The sequence below is a fragment of the Xanthobacter albus genome, from assembly GCF_043194895.2.
Taxonomy (GTDB): domain Bacteria; phylum Pseudomonadota; class Alphaproteobacteria; order Rhizobiales; family Xanthobacteraceae; genus Xanthobacter.
This window is the reverse complement of record NZ_CM195532.1, coordinates 105,390-122,422: the sequence shown is the minus strand read 5'-3', so window position 1 is coordinate 122,422 and position 17,033 is coordinate 105,390. Positions and strand designations below refer to the sequence as shown.

Sequence of the window (17,033 nt, the reverse complement as noted above, 5' to 3'; positions counted from 1 at the left end):
CGGATCAGGCGGCCTTCTTGCCTTCCTGCTCCGGGGACCACAGGCCCTGCGCGGCCAGCGAGTTCATGCGGGCGCGGTGGGTGAAGGCCGCCTGGGCGGCGGCGACGTTCTCCACCTTGCCGGACCACGCCTTCTGCGGGGCGGCCTGGAGCGCGCGGCCGTAGGAATAGGTGAGCGCCCACGGCAGGCCGCCCAGCTTCACCATGGCGTCGAGGTGGGCGGTGGCCTGCTCGTCGGACTGGCCGCCGGAGAGGAAGGCGATGCCCGGCACCGCGCCAGGCACGCAGTTCTTCAGAAGGCGCACGGTCTTCTCGGCGACTTCCTCGACGGACGCCTGCTTGGCGGCCTTCTTGCCCGGCACCACCATGTTGGGCTTCAGCACCATGCCTTCCAGGCGGACGCGCTGGTGGTAGAGCTGCTGGAAGGTCTCCTTCAGCACGAACTCCGTCACCGCGTAGCAGCGGTCGATGGAGTGGTCGCCGTCCATGAGCACCTCGGGCTCGACGATCGGGACGATGCCGGCCTCCTGGCACAGGGCGGCATAGCGCGCCAGCGCCTGGGCATTGGCCTCGACCGCCCCGCGGGAGGGGATGCCGGCGGCGATGTCGATCACCGCGCGCCACTTGGCGAAGCGGGCGCCGAGCTCGCGATATTCCTTCAGGCGGCCGGCGAGGCCGTCGAGGCCCTCCGTGATGGTCTCGCCCGGGCAGAAGGGCAGAGGCTTGGCGCCCGCATCCACCTTGATGCCCGGCAGCGCGCCGGCCTGCTCGATGAGGGCGACCAGCGGGGTGCCGTCGGCGGCCTTCTGGCGCAGGGTCTCGTCGTAGAGGATCACGCCGGAGATGTAGTTCTGCATCGCCTCGGTGGAGCGGAACAGAAGCTCGCGGTAATCGCGGCGGTTGGCCTCCGTGGACTCCACGCCGATGGCGTCGAAACGCTTCTTGATGGTGGCGGTGCTCTCGTCGGCCGCCAGGATACCCTTGCCGTTGGCCACCATCTTCTGAGCGTTCGCGTCGAGCTCAGCCGTCATGTCTGTTCGTCCTGCCTTGGCCGTCTGTGAGGATCGGGGGATCGTCGGATGGGTCGGTGAGTTTCCACAACTCGCGCGGGTGCGCAAGCGGTGAGGGGCGGCCTTGCGGGCCGCCCCTGGATGGTCATGCGGAAGCCGCGGGCTTCAGCGCCTCGACGCCCGGAAGGGCCTTGCCCTCCAGCCATTCGAGGAAGGCGCCGCCGGCGGTGGAGACATAGGAGAAGTCCTCTCCCGCCTTGGCGTGGTTGAGCGCGGCCACGGTGTCGCCGCCGCCGGCCACGGAAAGCAGGCGCCCGGCCTTGGTGAGGGCCGCCACCTCCCGCGCCACCGCCACGGTGGCGGCATCGAAGGGCGGCAGCTCGAACGCGCCGAACGGGCCGTTCCACACCACGGTCTTCACGCCCTTCAGCTTCTCGTTCACGAGGGCGACGGTGGCCGGGCCGGCGTCGAGGATCATCTCGTCGTCGGCCACGTGGTCGAGGTCGCTCACGCGGTGCGCGGCGTGGGCCTTGAACTCCTGGGTCACCACCACGTCCACCGGCAGCACGATCTCGCAGCCGGCCGCCTTCGCCTTCTCGATGATGGCGCGGGCGGTGTCGGCAAGGTCGTGCTCGCACAGGGACTTGCCCACCTTGTGGCCCATGGCGGCCAGGAAGGTGTTGGCCATGCCGCCGGCGATGACCAGGACATCCACCTTGCGCACGAGATTGCCGAGCAACTCGAGCTTGGAGGACACCTTGGCGCCGCCGACAACGGCCAGCACGGGCCGCTCTGGGGCTTCCAGCGCCTTGGTCAGCGCGTCCAGCTCGCCCTGCATGCAGCGGCCGGCATAGGCCGGCAGCATGCTGGCGAGGCCGGCGGTGGAGGCATGGGCCCGGTGCGCGGTGGAGAAGGCGTCGTTCACATAGACGTCGCCGAGGGAAGCGAGCGCCTTGATGAATTCGGGCGCGTTCTTCTCCTCGCCCGCGTGGAAGCGGGTGTTCTCCAGCACGATCACGTCGCCGGCGGCGAGCCGCGCGACGGCGCTCTCGGCCGCGTCGCCCACGCAGTCGCTGGCGAAGGCGACGCTATGGCCGAGCTGGGCTTCCAGCGCCTTGGCGAGCGGGGCGAGAGACTGGCTCTCGTCCCGGCCCTTGGGCCGGCCGAAGTGGGAGAGGAGCACCGCCTTGCCGCCCTTCTGCGTGATGGCGCGGATGGTCGGCAGGATGGCCTTGATGCGGGTGTCGTCGGTGACGCGCCCGCTCTCCATGGGAACGTTGAGGTCGACCCGGACCAGAACCCGCTTTTCGGCGAGGTCTGCGTCGTCGAGGGTGCGGTAGGCGATCATGTTCGCGCCTCCCGACCGGTCAGCCGAGCTTGCCCATGGCGACGGCGGTGTCGCTCATGCGGTTCGAGAAGCCCCATTCGTTATCGTACCACGAGAGCACGCGCACCAGCGTGCCTTCCAGCACCTTGGTCTGGTCCAGGTGGAAGGTGGAGGAGTGCGGATCGTGGTTGAAGTCGATGGAGACGTTGGGCTGGTCGGTGGTGCCGAGGATGCCCTTCAGCGGGCCTTCCGCCGCGGCGGCGAGGATGGCGGCGTTGATCTCCTCCTTGGTGGTCGCCCGCTTGGCGATGAACTTCAGGTCCACCACGGAGACGTTGGGGGTCGGCACGCGGATGGAGGTGCCGTCCAGCTTGCCCTTCAGCTCGGGCAGCACGAGGCCCACCGCCTTGGCGGCGCCGGTGGAGGTGGGGATCATGGACATGGCCGCCGCGCGGGCGCGGTAGAGGTCCTTGTGCATGGTGTCCAGCGTGGGCTGGTCGCCGGTGTAGGCGTGGATGGTGGTCATGAAGCCCTTCTCGATGCCCACGGCATCGTTCAGGACCTTGGCCACCGGCGCGAGGCAGTTGGTGGTGCAGGAGGCGTTGGAGACCACGAGGTGCTCGCTCGTGAGCTTGTCGTGGTTCACGCCGTAGACCACCGTCAGGTCGGCGCCGTCGGCGGGGGCGGAGACCAGCACGCGCCTGGCGCCGGCGGCGAGATGGGCGGCGGCCTTATCCCGCGCGGTGAAGATGCCGGTGCATTCCAGCGCGATGTCGACGCCCAGCTCCTTGTGGGGCAGCTCGGCCGGGTTGCGGACGGCGGTGACCTTGATGGGGCCGCGGCCGACGTCGATGGTGTCGCCGGCGACCGTCACCGTGGCCGGGAAGCGGCCGTGCACGCTGTCGAAACGCAGAAGGTGGGCGTTGGTCTCGACCGGGCCGAGATCGTTGATCGCCACCACCTCGATATCGGTGCGGCCCGATTCGATGATGGCGCGCAGCACATTACGGCCGATGCGACCAAAACCGTTGATGGCCACCTTGACGCTCATTTTCCATCCTCCATAGCCGGCTTTCCAGCGCGGCTCGATCTTGTGGGCGCGGCCGCGGATAAGCTCCGCGCCGCTGCGAAACGTCGCGCCCGCCGCGCGCGGAACTCAAACCTGCCGGAGCTTGCCGAGGGCGGCCTCGACCACCTTCTCCGCGGTGATTCCGAAATGGGCGAAGAGATCCTTTGCTGGCGCGCTGGCGCCGAATGAGGTCATTCCCACGAAGGCGGCATCCGAACCGACGATTTCGTCCCACCCCATGCGGATGGCGGCTTCCACCGCCACCTTCGCCGGAGCGTCCCCGATCACCTTCGCCCGCTCTGCGGCGGACTTTTCGAGGAACAGTTCGAACGAGGTCACGGAGACCACGCGGGTGGGCACACCCCGGGCCTCCAGAATCTTAGCGGCTTCCACGGCGAGGGAAACCTCGGAGCCGGTGGCGAACAGCGACACCTGGGCCGGCCCGCTCGCGGCGAGAATCTCGTAGGCGCCGGCGGCGCTCCTGTTCTCTTCCGTCGCGTCGGCGCGCAGCAGCGGCAGGTTCTGGCGCGACAGGATGAGCGCGGAGGGGCCGTCGGTCTTCTCGATGGCGATCTGCCACGCTTCCGCCGTCTCCACCGTATCGGCCGGGCGCAGCACGGTGAGGTTCGGAATGGCGCGCAGGGCCGCGAGGTGCTCCACCGGCTGGTGGGTGGGGCCGTCCTCGCCGAGGCCGATGGAATCGTGGGTCAGCACGTGGATGACCCGCGCGCCCATGAGCGCGGCGAGGCGGATGGCCGGGCGGCAGTAGTCGGAGAACACCACGAAGCCGCCGGAGAAGGGCACGAGGCCCTTGTGCAGCGCGATGCCGTTCATGGCGGCGGCCATGCCGTGCTCGCGCACGCCCCAGTGCATGAAGGCGCCGGAGAAGTCGTCCGGGGTGATGGACCTGGCACTCTTGGCCTTGGTGTTGTTGGAGCCGGTGAGATCGGCGGAGCCGCCCAGCAGCTCGGGCATCACCGGCACCAGCACGTCGAGCACGGCCTCGGAGGACTTGCGGGTGGCGACGGCGCCACCGGCCGCGACCGCCTTGGCCTTGGCTTCCACCACGGCGGCGAGGAAGCCCTCGGGCAGGGTGCCGGCGGTGCGGCGCTCGAATTCGGCGCGGAGCTCGGCGGGGGCGGCGGCGAGGCGCTGCTCCCAGGCCGCGCGCTCGGCCGCGCTGCGGGCGCCGGCGGTGCGCCAGTCGGCGGCGACGTCCTGCGGCACCTCGAACGGGCCGGCCTCCCAGCCCAGAGCGGCGCGGGTGGCGGCCACCTCGTCCTTGCCCAGGGGCGAGCCGTGCACCTTCTCGGAGCCCGCCTTCTTGGGCGAGCCGAAGCCGATGGTGGTGCGGCAGGCGATGAAGGTGGGGCGGTCGGAGGCCTTGGCGGCCTCCACGGCGGCGAAGATCGCCTCGGGGTCGTGCCCGTCCACCTCGGCCGTGGCCCAGCCGGAGGCGGCGAAGCGCGCGAGCTGGTTGGTGGAGGTGGAGACGGAGGTGGGCCCGTCGATGGAGATGCGGTTGTCGTCCCACAGCACGGTGAGCTTGGAGAGCTTCAGGTGGCCGGCGATGTCCGCCGCCTCCTGGCTGATGCCCTCCATGAGGTCGCCGTCGGAGCACAGCACATAGGTGCGGTGGTTCACGAGATCGGCGCCGAAGCGCGCGGCGAGCGCCTTCTCGGCGATGGCCATGCCCACGGCGGTGGCGATGCCCTGGCCCAGCGGGCCGGTGGTGGTCTCGATGCCCTCGGTGACGAAGTTCTCCGGATGGCCCGGCGTCAGCGAGCCGAGCTGGCGGAAGCGCTTGATCTCGTCGATCGTCACCTGCCTGTAGCCGGTGAGATGCAGGGCCGAGTAGAGCAGCATGGAGCCGTGCCCGGCGGAGAGCACGAAGCGGTCGCGGTCCGGCCAGCGGGGCGCGGAGGGGTCGATCTTCAGCACCCGGCCGAACAGCACGGTGGCAATGTCCGCCGCGCCCATGGGCAGCCCCGGATGGCCGCTGTTGGCGGCTTCCACGGCGTCGATGGACAGGAACCGGATGGCGTTGGCCATACGATCGTGGCGGGTGCGGTTCGACATGAGCCCCTCAAAAATTGCGGCAGGCGCGATCGGCCCTCCGGTGGGCCGCGCCCGGCTTCAGGAGCGGATGGGTGGCCGCTCGGCCGGCGCCTGCCATGGCGGCTGTCTAGATAGCAGCGCGCGCGGGGGTGTCAAACGCACATAATCCCCTGCCGTCAAGCAGCTTCTCGCCGAAGCCGCCCGCGCTTGATCGTCGCGGCGATTGCCGGAGCGGCATGGCGCGCGCCGTGCGCGAAAGGAAAGTCGGCGCATGGGTGGTATCATTCTGCATATGGGCTCGGCCGCCGCGCGGCGGCCCGCCGTCCGCGGACGGGCCTGGAGCGGCGTGAACCTCCTGGTAAGGCTGCGGAGAAAAATCATCCGCGCAATCTGGTTGACAACTTCGGGGGTGGTGGCGCGCGGGGGCTCGACTCAGCTACACTTTTAAACATGTACGCGCTGAAGCAACGCCCCCCGCTCGAGGACGCTCCCATCGCGGCAGCGACCCAGCGGCTGCATGCCGCCCTCGATTCGCTGACGGACGCGCTGGATCGCCGGCGCGACGCCGATCGCCATCAGGCGGCGCTTCAGGCCCAGCTCCACGCCCTCGGCAACGACCGGGCACGGCTCGCCGCCGATCTCGACCGCGCCCAGGCGGAAGCCGGCGAGGTGGGCGAGGTGGCGCAGGAGGTGATGCGCCGGCTCGACGTGGCCATGGCCACCATCCGCGACGTGCTCGCGACCCACGGCGGCTGAGCGCCCATGCCTCATGTGTCCGTCACCATCGCCGGTCGCCAGTATCGGATGGCCTGCGACGAAGGGCAGGAAGAGCATCTGGTGCGCCTCGCGCACGACATCGACAGCCGCATCTCCCAGCTGCGCACCGCCTTCGGGGAGATCGGCGACCAGCGGCTGGTGGTGATGGCCGCCATCACCATTGCCGATGAGCTGGCCGAGGCGCGCGGCCGCATCCGCGCCCTTGAAAGCGACATCGAGGGCCAGCGCGACGCCCGCGCTTCCGCTTTGGAGCGCATCCAGGCGAGCGAGGACGAGGTGGCCCGCACCATCGAGGAAGTGGCCGAGCGCATCGAGCGCCTGGTGGCCGAGCTGACCCCGCGCGAGCGGGGCACCATCGGCATGGGGTGAGCGCCACGCGCCGCGATCCCCTGGGATAATCCGCCGGCGGGACTGGCGCCAGCGAAGGAACCTCCCTACATTGGGCGGGCGGGGCTGCGGGGCGCGTTAGGAGACATATCCCCGGGGCCTTATCGATCCTTAAGGGAGCTGTCCCTGACCTCGTCCCAGGACTTGGACACACGGCGCCCACCTACGTTGTAGGTTTCCCGGGATCGAACTCCGACGGCTTTGTGGCTCCGCACGCTCCATGCAGGCAATGCTTCCTCCGCAAGAGCTTCCTTCGAAAGACTTCGGTGCAGAAAAGGCGCGCCTGCGCGCCGCCGCCCTGGCGCGGCGGGCGGAAATGGGCGCGCTCGCCCGTGCCCGCGCGGCGGACGCGGCGGTGGCCCGCGCCATGGCCTCCATTCCGGCCTTCCATGCCCCGCGGGGGCGCCGCATTGCCCTGTTCGCTTCCTTCCGCGATGAGATCGACACCCTGCCGCTCGCGCGCGCGCTGTGGGCGCGGGGGGCGCTGCTGGCGCTGCCGGTGATCGTGGGGCGGGGCATGCCGCTCCTGTTCCGCGCCTGGCACGAGGGGGCGGAGCTGGCGCCGGCCGGTGCCTTCCGCATTCTCACGCCGGGGCCGGAGTGTCCCGAGGTGGTGCCCGACGCTCTCCTGGTGCCGCTCGCGGCCTTCGATCGGCGCGGCCTGCGCATCGGCTATGGGGGCGGCTTCTACGACCGCACCCTCGCCGGCCTCCGGCGGCGCGGGCCGGTGACGGCGGTGGGCTTCGCCTTCGCCTGCCAGCAGGTGGACGCGGTGCCCGCCGAGCCCCATGACGAGGCCGTGGATGTGATGGTAACGGAAAGCGAGACGTTTTCCGCCGCGGCTGACACGGGGTCTTGAGGCATGCGTATTCTCTTTCTCGGCGATGTGATGGGGCGGCCCGGACGGGAGATCGTGCTCGCGCGGCTGCCCGGCCTCGTCTCCTCCTGGAAGCTGGACCTCGTGGTGGTGAACGCGGAGAACGCCGCCGGCGGCTTCGGCATCACCGAGGCCATCTACGACGATCTCCTCGCCGCCGGCGCCGACGCCATCACCCTGGGCAACCACTCTTTCGACCAGCGCGAGGCGCTCGTCTTCATCGAGCGCGCGCCGGCCCTGGTGCGCCCGCTCAACTATCCGCCGGGCACGCCGGGCCGCGGCGCCGCCCTGGTGGAGGCCAGGAACGGCGCGCGGGTGCTGGTGCTCAACGTCATGGGCCGCATCTTCATGGACCCGCTGGACGACCCCTTCGCCGGGCTCGACCGGGCGCTCGAAGGCGCGGTGCTGGGCGAGGTGGCGGATGCGGTGGTGATCGACGTGCACGCGGAGGCGTCCAGCGAGAAGCAGGCCGTCGGCCATTATTGCGACGGGCGCGCCTCCCTGGTGGTGGGCACCCACACCCATGTGCCGACCGCCGATCACCGCATCCTCGCCGGCGGCACGGCGTTCCTCACCGATGCGGGAATGTGCGGCTGCTACGACGGCGTGATCGGCATGGACAAGGAGGAGCCGCTGCGGCGCTTCACCCGCAAGCTGGCGTCGGGCCGCTTCGAGCCCGCGGGCGGGCCGGCGAGCCTGTGCGGCGTGGCGGTGGAGACCGACGACCGCACGGGTCTCGCCCTGAAGGTCGCTCCGGTGCGTCTCGGCGGCAGCCTGGGCGAGGCGCGGCCGGTCTTCTGGGAAGGCTGAACAGCCTTCACGCGCGGCGGCGGCGCGGCAGGCGTCCGCCACCTTGCCCATTTCCCCGGCTCCCGCCTATAAGGCCGGCTCCAGTCAACGCATTCGATCCGAGCGGCGCCGCTTCCGGCGGCGCGCGGGATCGTTCTACCAGGGGATGGTGACGGCCATGGCCGGGCATTCGCAATTCAAGAACATCATGCACCGCAAGGGCCGTCAGGATGCGGTGCGCTCCAAGCTGTTCTCCAAGCTCGCGCGTGAAATCACGGTCTCGGCCAAGATGGGCCTGCCCGACCCGAACATGAACGCGCGCCTGCGCGCGGCCATTCTCGCCGCCCGCGCCGAGAACATGCCGAAGGACAATATCGAGCGCGCCATCAAGAAGGCGGCCGGCGCCGACATGGAGAATTACGAGGAGATCCGCTACGAGGGCTACGGTCCCGGCGGCGTGGCGGTGATCGTGGAGGCGCTGACCGACAACCGCAACCGCACCGCCTCGGAAGTGCGCTCCTTCTTCACCAAGTCGGGCGGCAACCTCGGAGAGACGGGCTCGGTGTCGTTCATGTTCGACCGCGTCGGCGTGATCGCGTTCGACGCCAAGAAGGCCGATGCGGACGCCATGATGGAAGCGGCCATCGATGCCGGCGCCGAAGACGTTTCCTCCGACGAGGACGGCCACGAGGTGGTGTGCGCGGCGGAAAACCTCGCGGAAGTGCAGAAGGCGCTGGAGACGAAGTTCGGCGAGCCGCGCAAGGCGGGTCTCGTGTGGCGGCCCCAGAACACCGTGGCGGTGGACGATGAGACGGCGGAGAAGCTGCTGCGCCTCGTAGAAAACCTTGAGGACAATGACGACGTGCAGACCGTGACGGCCAATTTCGAGCTGTCTGAGGCGATGCTGGCCAAGCTCAGCGCCGAGTGAGGCGCGCCCGCCGGCCCGTCTTCACGGGCCGGCGATGGCGGACGCCGGGCCTGATGCACACCGGCGGCATCTGGATGGCGCCCGGCGCTACAGCCTTGCCGTGGCTGAGCGCGCCCGGGCGGATCGGCTCAGGCGGCGAGGCTGTCGGCGATGTTCTTCAGCTCGTGGATGGCCGCATCGATATCGGATCGCTGGCGCTCGAGCTGGGTGAGCTGCCGCAGGCAGCGCTCGCGGGTGAGGGCGAGGCCGCCGGCCGCGCCTTCGGAGGCCGGGGTGCCGGGAATGCCGGTCTTCGCCGCCACCAGGGCGCGGATCTCCGCCAGGGTGAAGCCGAGCTGCTTGCCCTTCAGGATCACGGCGAGACGCTCGCGGTCGGTCGCCGAATAGAGGCGGGTCATGCCGTCGCGGCGCGGCGCCAGGAGGCCCTTGTCTTCATAGAAGCGCAGGGCGCGCAGGGTGGTGCCGAACTCGCGGGCGAGATCGCCGATGGTGAAGAGCTCCTCGGCCGGGGCGGCCGGCGGCATGACGGACCCGGTCGCGGGGGTGTGGCTGGAGGTGTGGCCGAGGTCGTAGGTCGTCGCATCCATGAATGATCACTCCCGTGGCACGGCGCGTGGCGGCACGGCCGTGGAATTGCTGTTCCGCGTGCGGCTCCGGCGCGCCTTCCGGCCGGATTCCGCGGCTTCCCGCTCTGGCCGCGCGGAGGTGGCAAGCCACCGCTCCTGGCGGACATGGGCGCCTGCTTCCCGGCAGGGCGCCGCTTCGAGCAGCGACATGGTGACGGGCGGTGGGAGCAGCCGACCCTGCACGGGTTGCCTGTCGCGGACCCGGGCTGCGTTCACACCGGAGCTTTCGCTCCCGCGACCATGGTCGGAGCGCGGCGGCAACTTCCGCTTCGTCATATGAAATTTTGTAGCCGAACCCCTCGGTGCTTCGGGAGAGTCAACGAGCTACCGTAGGGGAAAGTAACTGTTACCTGAGGCTGAAAATAAAGGGGAATCCACCGCTTAACCCGTCATTTACCATGCCGGCCGGATGCTGGATTGAGCGAATCACGCATTGCGGTCATGGTCAGTCGGCACCCCATCTTGGTGCTCCTTCGGCCGCAGGGAGGCGGGCATGGAGCGGATGGAGCGTACTCAGCGCACGGCATCGACCGCTGCTGCGGCCCTGCCTCTGCGCGGCTTGGGCGGCGGCCGCGGCTGGGACCGGATGCCGGGAGCGCCCGCCTGGGACGCACTGGGCGACGGCGGGCATGGCGGCGGCTTCGGGGGCGGAACGCATCCCACCGAGGTGGAAGCCCTGCGATCCGAGATCGAGGAGCTGAAGGCGCGTCTCGCCCAGGCGGCACCCCGCCGCGCGATGGTCGAGATGGACCGCGCCATCACGCTGCTGCATCACCGGGTGGAGGATATGCGCGGCACCGGCGTGGACGCCGGCCGCGAGGATATGGCCTATCTGGCCGAGGAACTGCTGGAGCTGCGGACCGCGCTCGACGCGGTGCGGGCGCCGGAGCGGTTCCAGGCGCTTCATGCCGGCGTCGAGATGCTCTCGCGCAAGGTCGATCTTCTGGCCGTCCGCGCCGTCGATCCGGTAGAGGTGGCGCGGCTGCAGGCGCAGTCCTCCGAGCTGAAATCGCTGGTGGTGCGGGCCGTCTCCGGAGCGGGCCTGCAGCCCATCGCCGAGCGCCTCGCCGCCTGCGCGGAGGACGTCTCCCGCACCAGCGCCGAAACCGCCCGCCGTGTGGCCGAGGCCACTTCCGCCTTCGCGCGCAATGCGGAGGAGCTCATCACCCGCGTCAGCGCCTATGAGGCGAGCGTCCGCGAGGAGCAGTCCACGACCGCGAACGGGCTGCGGCGGGACGTGGAAGCCGGCATGCACGGCATCCACGATCGCCTCGACAAGGTGGGTGAATACCTGTCGTCCCTGGGTCCGGCGGTTGGCGCGGAGCTGAGCGGCCACATTGCCGAGCTGGCCGCCCGGCTGGAGGGGGCGCGTGGCGGGGAAGCCGGCGCGGGCCCGCTGGCCGAGGTGGTGGAGCGCCACCTGATGGCGCTGACGGATCGTTTCCAGGACGCCCATGCGCGCCTTGAGCGGCTGGACGGAATCGAGAAGAGCCTCTCCCAGGTGATGGAAGAGATGCGCCGGGTGCGCGACACGTCCGGCGGCGTCAGCCAGGAGGCGGTGGACGCGGCGGTGGAGGCGGTGAGCCGCAAGGTTTCCGCCGATGCGCAGGGCCCGGCGGTGGTGGGCCTCAAGCGCGGGCTCGCCGCGCTGGAGGCGCGCCAGGACGAGGTGGAGCGCCGGGCTTCCGAGCTGCTGGGCGAAAATCTCGCCTCCGCGCTCGATGAGCGCACCGTGGTGCTCGGCCGCGCGGGGGAGGACCTCTGGGTGCCCCATCCGCCGGAGCAAGACGTGGTGGGCGAGACCCACGAGCCGGGCGTGGCCTTTGGCGCCGATGGCCGGGAGGATCATGATCGGCAGGCCGCGTGGCCGCCCGAGGCGGAAGAGCCAGTGGCGGCTGCTGCATCCTGGTACCAGGAGGCGCCTGAGCCCGCCGTCCACGATGCCGCGACCCAGGATGCCGCGCCCCAGGCTGTGCTTCAGCAGGAGCCGCTTCACCAGGAACCGCTGCGCCAGGAGCCTTTTTCCCGGGAGCCTTTTGCTCAGGAGCCGCTGTTCCGCGAGGCGCCCTCCCACGACCCCTTCGCCCATGATCCGATGGCGTTCCGGGCGGCGGCCTATGATGAGCCAGCCCCTGCGGAACCGCTCCGGGCGGAGCCGTTCCATGCCGAGCCGCCCCATTTCGAGCCCCGCCGGGCGCGGGAGGCGGAGCCCTTCTTCGCCACGGCGGCCTCCGACCTCTGGGGTGAGCCCTCCGCCACCCGCCGCGCGAAGAAGATCACCCGTGGGCGCAGCACTCCAGCCGATGTTCAGGGCGAGGCCCGTGGCAAGGATGCGCGGCCTCGCGCGGATCGTCGCGGGGGGCCCGCGCGCCGCCCGCTCGCGGCGCGCCTTTCTCCGGCGGTGATCGCCGCCGCGGCGGTTGCGGTTCTGGCCACGGCCTCCGTCGCCGCCGCCTGGAGCCATCGCGAGGCCATCGCCTCCCAGGCGCTCCAGGTGGTTGCCCGGCTGCAGGCGGGCACGGCGCCCGCGCTGAAGCCGGTCGTGACCGGCGAGGCGCCGCGGTCCACCGCCGGCCTGCCGACGCCCACCGGGCCACAGGCCCTGCGCACGGCCGCGCTCGAAGGCAATCTCGCGGCCGCCTACGAGGTGGGCGTGCGCCTAGCCGACGGCGTGGGCATCGCGCCGGATATCGACGCGGGCATCAAGTGGCTGGGCTATGCGGTATCCCGCGGCTATGCGCCCGCCGGCTACCGCCTGGGCAGCCTCTATGAGAATACGCTGCATAATATGGACGAGGCCTACCGCTACTATAAGTGGGCGGCGGAGCAGGGCAACGTGCGGGCCATGCACAACCTCGCGGTGCTCTACAGCCAGGGCATCGACGGCCCGCCCGACTGGAACGAGGCGCTCAAGTGGTTCCGCAAGGCCGCGAACCTCGGCCTGAAGGACAGCCAGCACAATCTGGGCATCATCTTCGCGCGGGGCTTCTCCGGCACCAGCGATCTCACCGAGGCGCTCACCTGGTTCAACATCGCCGCCCGCCAGGGCGACCAGGACAGCGCCGAGAAGCGCGACGCGCTCGCCCGAGAGGCGGACCAGCAGGTGCTCGCCAGCGCCCGCAAGGCGGCCGATGCCTTCGTGCCCAAGCCCCTCGACCAGGTCGCGAACGTCGTCACCGTGCCGCCGGAATGGAACGCGAGCGAGGCCGGCGAGCATATCGCCGCCAACAACATCGCCGGCGGCAACGTGCTGTTCTCCGGCAACCTGCTGGCGAGCAAGCGCTGAGGGGCCTCGCCCCCGGCACGCGGACCTCCCATTCCCGCGCCGGGGCTTTTCCCGGCGCCAGCGGCGGGGCACCCTGATGGCCATGACCGTGACCCCGATTCGTCCCCGCGCCGTGCGCATCCTCGGCCTCGACCCCGGCCTGCGCCGAACCGGCTGGGGGGTGATCGAGGCGGAGGGCCCGCGCCTGCGCTATGTGGACTGCGGCGCCATCCTGCCCCCGGAGGACGCGCCCATGGGTGCCCGCCTCGCCGAGCTGCACCACGGCCTGATGGCGGTGCTCGACCGCTACGAGCCGGACGAGGCGGCGGTGGAGGAGACCTTCGTGAACATGAATCCTTCCTCCACCCTGAAGCTGGGGCAGGCGCGCGGCGTGGTGCTGCTGGCGCCGGCCCTGAAGGGGCTGAGCGTGGCGGAATATGCGCCCACCCTGGTGAAGAAGAGCGTGGTGGGCGCCGGCCGCGCCGAGAAGGCGCAGATCCGCATGATGATCTCCATCCTGCTGCCGCAGGCGGCGCCCAAGAGCGAGGACGCCGCCGACGCCCTTGCAGTCGCCGTCACCCACGCCCATCATCGCGGCGCCGCGGCCCGCGCGCGCGATGCGCTGTAGAGCGCCCTCGCGCGAAGCGGAAACCGGCTCGCGTGAGGAAAACGCATCAACTCAATGGCCTGGAGCGGGGACGGCGGGGGACCGGTGGATGATCCTGGGGCATCTGGCGCTTCTGGTGGCGGCCCTGTTCACCGGAGCCGCACTCTATATATGCATCGCGGAGCAGCCGGCGCGGCTCGGCCTGCCGGCGCCGGCCGCGCTGGATGAATGGCAGGCGGCGGAGCGCGGCGGCGGCGCCATGCGCGCGGGCCTTTCGTTCGCCGGCTTCGCCCTGGGGCTCGCCGCCTTCTGGCAGGCCGGCAACTGGCAATGGCTCGCGGGCGGGGTGCTGATGCTGGCGACCTGGCCTTTCACCCACATCGGCATCACGCCCACCAGCGTGCGCCTGCGCGCTGCCCGCACGCAGGATGCGGGCGAGGAGACGCAGCGCCTGATGGCCAACTGGGGCCAGCTCCACATGGTGCGCACCGGCCTCGGCGCGGTGGCGAGCTTCGTCTTCCTGTCCGCCGCCGTGGCCTGACGCGATGGCCGCCATGACGACGCATCCGCGCCCGGCCGCGCCCGCCGCCTGGGCCAAGGAGCCTTTATGATCGGCAAGCTCAAGGGGGTGGTGGACACCATCGCCGAGGACCATCTCATTCTCGACGTGCACGGGGTGGGCTATCTCGTGCACTGCTCGGCGCGCACGCTGCGCGACCTGCCGCGCGCGGGCGAGGCGGTGAGCCTCGTCATCGAGACCCACGTGCGCGAGGACATGATCCGCCTCTACGGCTTCGCCACCGAGGGCGAGCGCGAGTGGTTCCGCCTGCTGCTGAGCGTGCAGGGCATCGGCACCAAGATCGCGCTCGCGGTGCTCTCCACCCTGCGTCCGGCGGAGCTGGCCCAGGCGGTGACGCTGGCCGACAAGACCACGGTCGCCCGCGCCCAGGGCGTGGGGCCGCGGGTGGCCACGCGCATCGTCACCGAGCTGAAGGACAAGGTGCCCGGCGGCTTCGCCGCGGACATGGGCCTGCCCATTATCGCGGGCGATGCGGCCATCGTCGGCGAGGGCGGGGCGGTGGCGGATGCCCTCTCGGCGCTCGTCAACCTCGGCTATGCCCTGCCGCAGGCCAACGTCGCCATCGCCGCCGCCATGCGCGCGGCGGGCGAGGACGCCACCACCGAGAAGCTCATCCGCCTCGGCCTCAAGGAGCTGGCGAAATAGAGCGTTTTCGAGCGAAGTGGGAACCGGTTCGCGTGAAGAAAACGCGTGAATTCAAAGATCCGGAGCATGTCCCCCGATTCCGGGAAACGGGGACATGCTCCAGGCGCGCGGCGGGGCGGATTGGCGATCCGCGCGCTTCGCGTCTACCTTGAGCCCTCAAGCGCGACTCGACGGGTGGCCCGCCGCCCCCGCTGCGACAGGCATTCCACATGAACACCCGCCTCATATCGGGCGAAAAGCGCGAAGACGACGCCGAGCTCCACCTGCGGCCCCAGATGCTGGGCGAGTTCGTGGGGCAGGCCCAGGCGCGCGCCAACCTCGACATCTTCATCAAGGCCGCCCGCGCGCGCGGCGAGGCGCTGGACCACGTGCTGTTCGTGGGCCCGCCCGGCCTCGGCAAGACCACGCTTGCCCAGATCATGGCGCGGGAGATGGGGGTGGGCTTCCGCTCCACCTCCGGCCCGGTCATCGCCAAGGCGGGGGACCTCGCGGCCATCCTCACCAACCTGGAAGAGCGCGACGTGCTCTTCATCGACGAGATCCACCGCCTCGCCCCGGCGGTGGAGGAGATCCTCTATCCCGCCATGGAGGATTACGAGCTGGATCTCGTCATCGGCGAGGGGCCGGCCGCGCGCTCGGTGAAGATCTCCCTGCCCAAGTTCACGCTGGTGGGCGCCACCACGCGCTCCGGCCTGCTCACCACGCCGCTGCGCGACCGCTTCGGCATTCCCGTGCGGCTCCAGTTCTACACGGTGGAGGAGCTGGAGAAGATCGTGGTGCGCGGCGGCAAGGTGCTGGGCATCGCCATCGCGCCCGACGGCGCCACCGAGATCGCCCGCCGTGCCCGCGGCACGCCGCGCATCGCCGGCCGGCTGCTGCGCCGGGTGCGCGACTTCGCTTTGGTGGCGGAGGCCGACGCCATCGACCGGAAGATCGCCGACCGCGCGCTCTCGGCCCTGGAAGTGGATGGCGCCGGGCTCGACGCCATGGACCGGCGCTACCTCACCGTGATCGCCGAATATTACAACGGCGGCCCGGTGGGGGTGGATACGCTGGCCGCCGCCCTTTCCGAACCGCGCGACGCCATCGAGGAGATCGTGGAGCCCTACCTCGTGCAGCAGGGCTTCATCCAGCGCACGCCGCGCGGGCGGATGCTGACCGCCATCGCCTTCCGCCACCTCGGCCTGCCCGAGCCCCGGCGCGATCTCGACAATCCGGGAAGCTTGCCTTTGTTCGATGAGGAGGGCTAGGTGTGCCGCCGGTAGGGGCGGCCGGCTCGGCCGCCGCGGGAAGACGGGACGAGGGCATGAAGACGGACGTTTCGGGCGAGCGTACGGTGGCGCCGGGCGAGCTTGAGGCCCATCCGCATCTGGCGGGACGGCTCATTCCGGGCGGCCATGTGCTGACGTTGCGCGTCTACTACGAAGATACCGACTTCTCCGGCATCGTCTATCACGCCAACTACCTGAAGTTCATGGAGCGCGGCCGCTCCGATTACATGCGCCTGCTGGGCGTGGTGCAGGGCGAGCTGTTCGCCCAGGCGGCGGAGGAGGCTCCCGGCTTCCATTTCGTCGTGCGCGCCATGCAGATCGACTTCCTGAAGCCGGCCAAGATCGACGACGTGCTGCAGGTGGTGACCCTCTCGAAGGACGTGGCGGGCGCATCCATCACCCTGTCGCAGCAGGTGAAGCGGGGTGACGAACTGCTGATCTCGGCGACGGTGCGGGTGGCCTTCGTCTCCCAGGGCCGCGCCAAGCGCATCCCCGACGCTTTGCGGCAGGCGACCCTGGCAGACGCCAGAGCGACGGACGCGGCGGGGTGAAAGGGCGTGTCTTCCCTTGGATTTTTCATGGCGAAGATATGTATCCGAATGATCCTATAGGTTGTGTATGTTAATTTAACAACCAATACTTCTACGTCTCCCGTCCTGCGATGTCGTCGAGAGGGCATTCTTGGCCATGGTTTGTCCTCTTCCTTGCGGTCTGTTGTTACCGTACGGATAGGATTGAATGTCCTTATTGGACGGCGGCCTGCACTCGAAGATTGACTGTAATTAAGCGTTGTGATAGCTGAGGCTGTTTTCTTGGAG

16 protein-coding genes and 1 other RNA gene are annotated in these 17,033 nt (G+C 70.2%); 12 read left to right on the top strand and 5 right to left on the bottom strand.

The window, feature by feature from the left end; genetic code table 11:
* Nucleotides 1-4 precede the first annotated feature (4 nt).
* The 4 genes from V5F75_RS00540 to tkt all read right to left on the bottom strand — a co-directional run bounded on the left by V5F75_RS00540 (nucleotide 5) and on the right by tkt (nucleotide 5,484).
* Complete coding sequence (locus V5F75_RS00540) at nucleotides 5-1,030, bottom strand: class I fructose-bisphosphate aldolase (protein WP_394034244.1); 1,026 nt, start codon at nucleotides 1,028-1,030, stop codon at nucleotides 5-7.
* A 124-nt stretch (nucleotides 1,031-1,154) separates the two neighbouring features.
* Nucleotides 1,155-2,357 carry a phosphoglycerate kinase gene (locus tag V5F75_RS00535; protein WP_394034243.1) on the bottom strand — a complete coding sequence of 401 codons (1,203 nt, stop codon included), beginning with the start codon at nucleotides 2,355-2,357 and terminating at the stop codon, nucleotides 1,155-1,157.
* A gap of 19 nt (nucleotides 2,358-2,376) precedes the next feature.
* Nucleotides 2,377-3,387: a type I glyceraldehyde-3-phosphate dehydrogenase gene (gene gap, locus V5F75_RS00530; RefSeq protein ID WP_394034242.1), complete on the bottom strand. Its 1,011-nt coding sequence runs from the start codon at nucleotides 3,385-3,387 to the stop codon at nucleotides 2,377-2,379.
* A 105-nt stretch (nucleotides 3,388-3,492) separates the two neighbouring features.
* Nucleotides 3,493-5,484 (bottom strand): transketolase, encoded by a 1,992-nt coding sequence (tkt, locus tag V5F75_RS00525; protein WP_394034241.1) that lies wholly within the window; start codon nucleotides 5,482-5,484, stop codon nucleotides 3,493-3,495.
* A 429-nt stretch (nucleotides 5,485-5,913) separates the two neighbouring features.
* Between tkt and V5F75_RS00520 the strand changes: the two genes are divergently transcribed.
* From V5F75_RS00520 to V5F75_RS00495, 6 genes are all read left to right on the top strand, one after another.
* Nucleotides 5,914-6,219, top strand: coding sequence for a DUF4164 domain-containing protein (locus V5F75_RS00520; RefSeq protein ID WP_393988969.1), 306 nt, complete (start codon nucleotides 5,914-5,916; stop codon nucleotides 6,217-6,219).
* Between the two features lie 6 nt (nucleotides 6,220-6,225).
* A complete protein-coding gene (locus V5F75_RS00515) occupies nucleotides 6,226-6,609 on the top strand; it encodes a cell division protein ZapA (RefSeq protein ID WP_394034240.1) in 384 nt (127 codons plus the stop codon).
* A gap of 78 nt (nucleotides 6,610-6,687) precedes the next feature.
* Nucleotides 6,688-6,841, top strand: a non-coding RNA gene (gene ssrS, locus V5F75_RS00510) — 6S RNA.
* Between the two features lie 102 nt (nucleotides 6,842-6,943).
* Nucleotides 6,944-7,486 carry a 5-formyltetrahydrofolate cyclo-ligase gene (locus V5F75_RS00505; RefSeq protein ID WP_509212129.1) on the top strand — a complete coding sequence of 181 codons (543 nt, stop codon included), beginning with the start codon at nucleotides 6,944-6,946 and terminating at the stop codon, nucleotides 7,484-7,486.
* Nucleotides 7,487-7,489: 3 nt separating this feature from the next.
* Complete coding sequence (locus V5F75_RS00500; RefSeq protein ID WP_394034238.1) at nucleotides 7,490-8,314, top strand: TIGR00282 family metallophosphoesterase; 825 nt, start codon at nucleotides 7,490-7,492, stop codon at nucleotides 8,312-8,314.
* Between the two features lie 157 nt (nucleotides 8,315-8,471).
* Nucleotides 8,472-9,221 carry a YebC/PmpR family DNA-binding transcriptional regulator gene (locus V5F75_RS00495; protein ID WP_394034237.1) on the top strand — a complete coding sequence of 250 codons (750 nt, stop codon included), beginning with the start codon at nucleotides 8,472-8,474 and terminating at the stop codon, nucleotides 9,219-9,221.
* A gap of 128 nt (nucleotides 9,222-9,349) precedes the next feature.
* Here V5F75_RS00495 and V5F75_RS00490 read toward each other — a convergent pair whose 3' ends face one another.
* Complete coding sequence (locus V5F75_RS00490) at nucleotides 9,350-9,808, bottom strand: MerR family transcriptional regulator (protein WP_394034236.1); 459 nt, start codon at nucleotides 9,806-9,808, stop codon at nucleotides 9,350-9,352.
* A 532-nt stretch (nucleotides 9,809-10,340) separates the two neighbouring features.
* Between V5F75_RS00490 and V5F75_RS00485 the strand changes: the two genes are divergently transcribed.
* The 6 genes from V5F75_RS00485 to ybgC all read left to right on the top strand — a co-directional run bounded on the left by V5F75_RS00485 (nucleotide 10,341) and on the right by ybgC (nucleotide 16,766).
* A complete protein-coding gene (locus V5F75_RS00485) occupies nucleotides 10,341-13,133 on the top strand; it encodes a hypothetical protein (protein ID WP_394034235.1) in 2,793 nt (930 codons plus the stop codon).
* Between the two features lie 82 nt (nucleotides 13,134-13,215).
* Nucleotides 13,216-13,740, top strand: a complete 525-nt coding sequence (gene ruvC, locus V5F75_RS00480; RefSeq protein WP_394034404.1) for a crossover junction endodeoxyribonuclease RuvC — start codon at nucleotides 13,216-13,218, stop codon at nucleotides 13,738-13,740.
* A gap of 88 nt (nucleotides 13,741-13,828) precedes the next feature.
* Complete coding sequence (locus V5F75_RS00475) at nucleotides 13,829-14,260, top strand: anthrone oxygenase family protein (protein ID WP_394034234.1); 432 nt, start codon at nucleotides 13,829-13,831, stop codon at nucleotides 14,258-14,260.
* A 66-nt stretch (nucleotides 14,261-14,326) separates the two neighbouring features.
* Entirely contained in the window at nucleotides 14,327-14,944 is a 618-nt protein-coding gene (gene ruvA, locus V5F75_RS00470) for a Holliday junction branch migration protein RuvA (protein WP_394034233.1), read from the top strand.
* 209 nt (nucleotides 14,945-15,153) lie between these two features.
* Nucleotides 15,154-16,194, top strand: coding sequence for a Holliday junction branch migration DNA helicase RuvB (ruvB, locus tag V5F75_RS00465; protein ID WP_394034232.1), 1,041 nt, complete (start codon nucleotides 15,154-15,156; stop codon nucleotides 16,192-16,194).
* 56 nt (nucleotides 16,195-16,250) lie between these two features.
* The gene (gene ybgC, locus V5F75_RS00460; RefSeq protein WP_394034231.1) at nucleotides 16,251-16,766 is read left to right on the top strand and encodes a tol-pal system-associated acyl-CoA thioesterase; all 516 of its coding nucleotides are present in this window, start codon (nucleotides 16,251-16,253) and stop codon (nucleotides 16,764-16,766) included.
* Nucleotides 16,767-17,033: the final 267 nt, after the last annotated feature.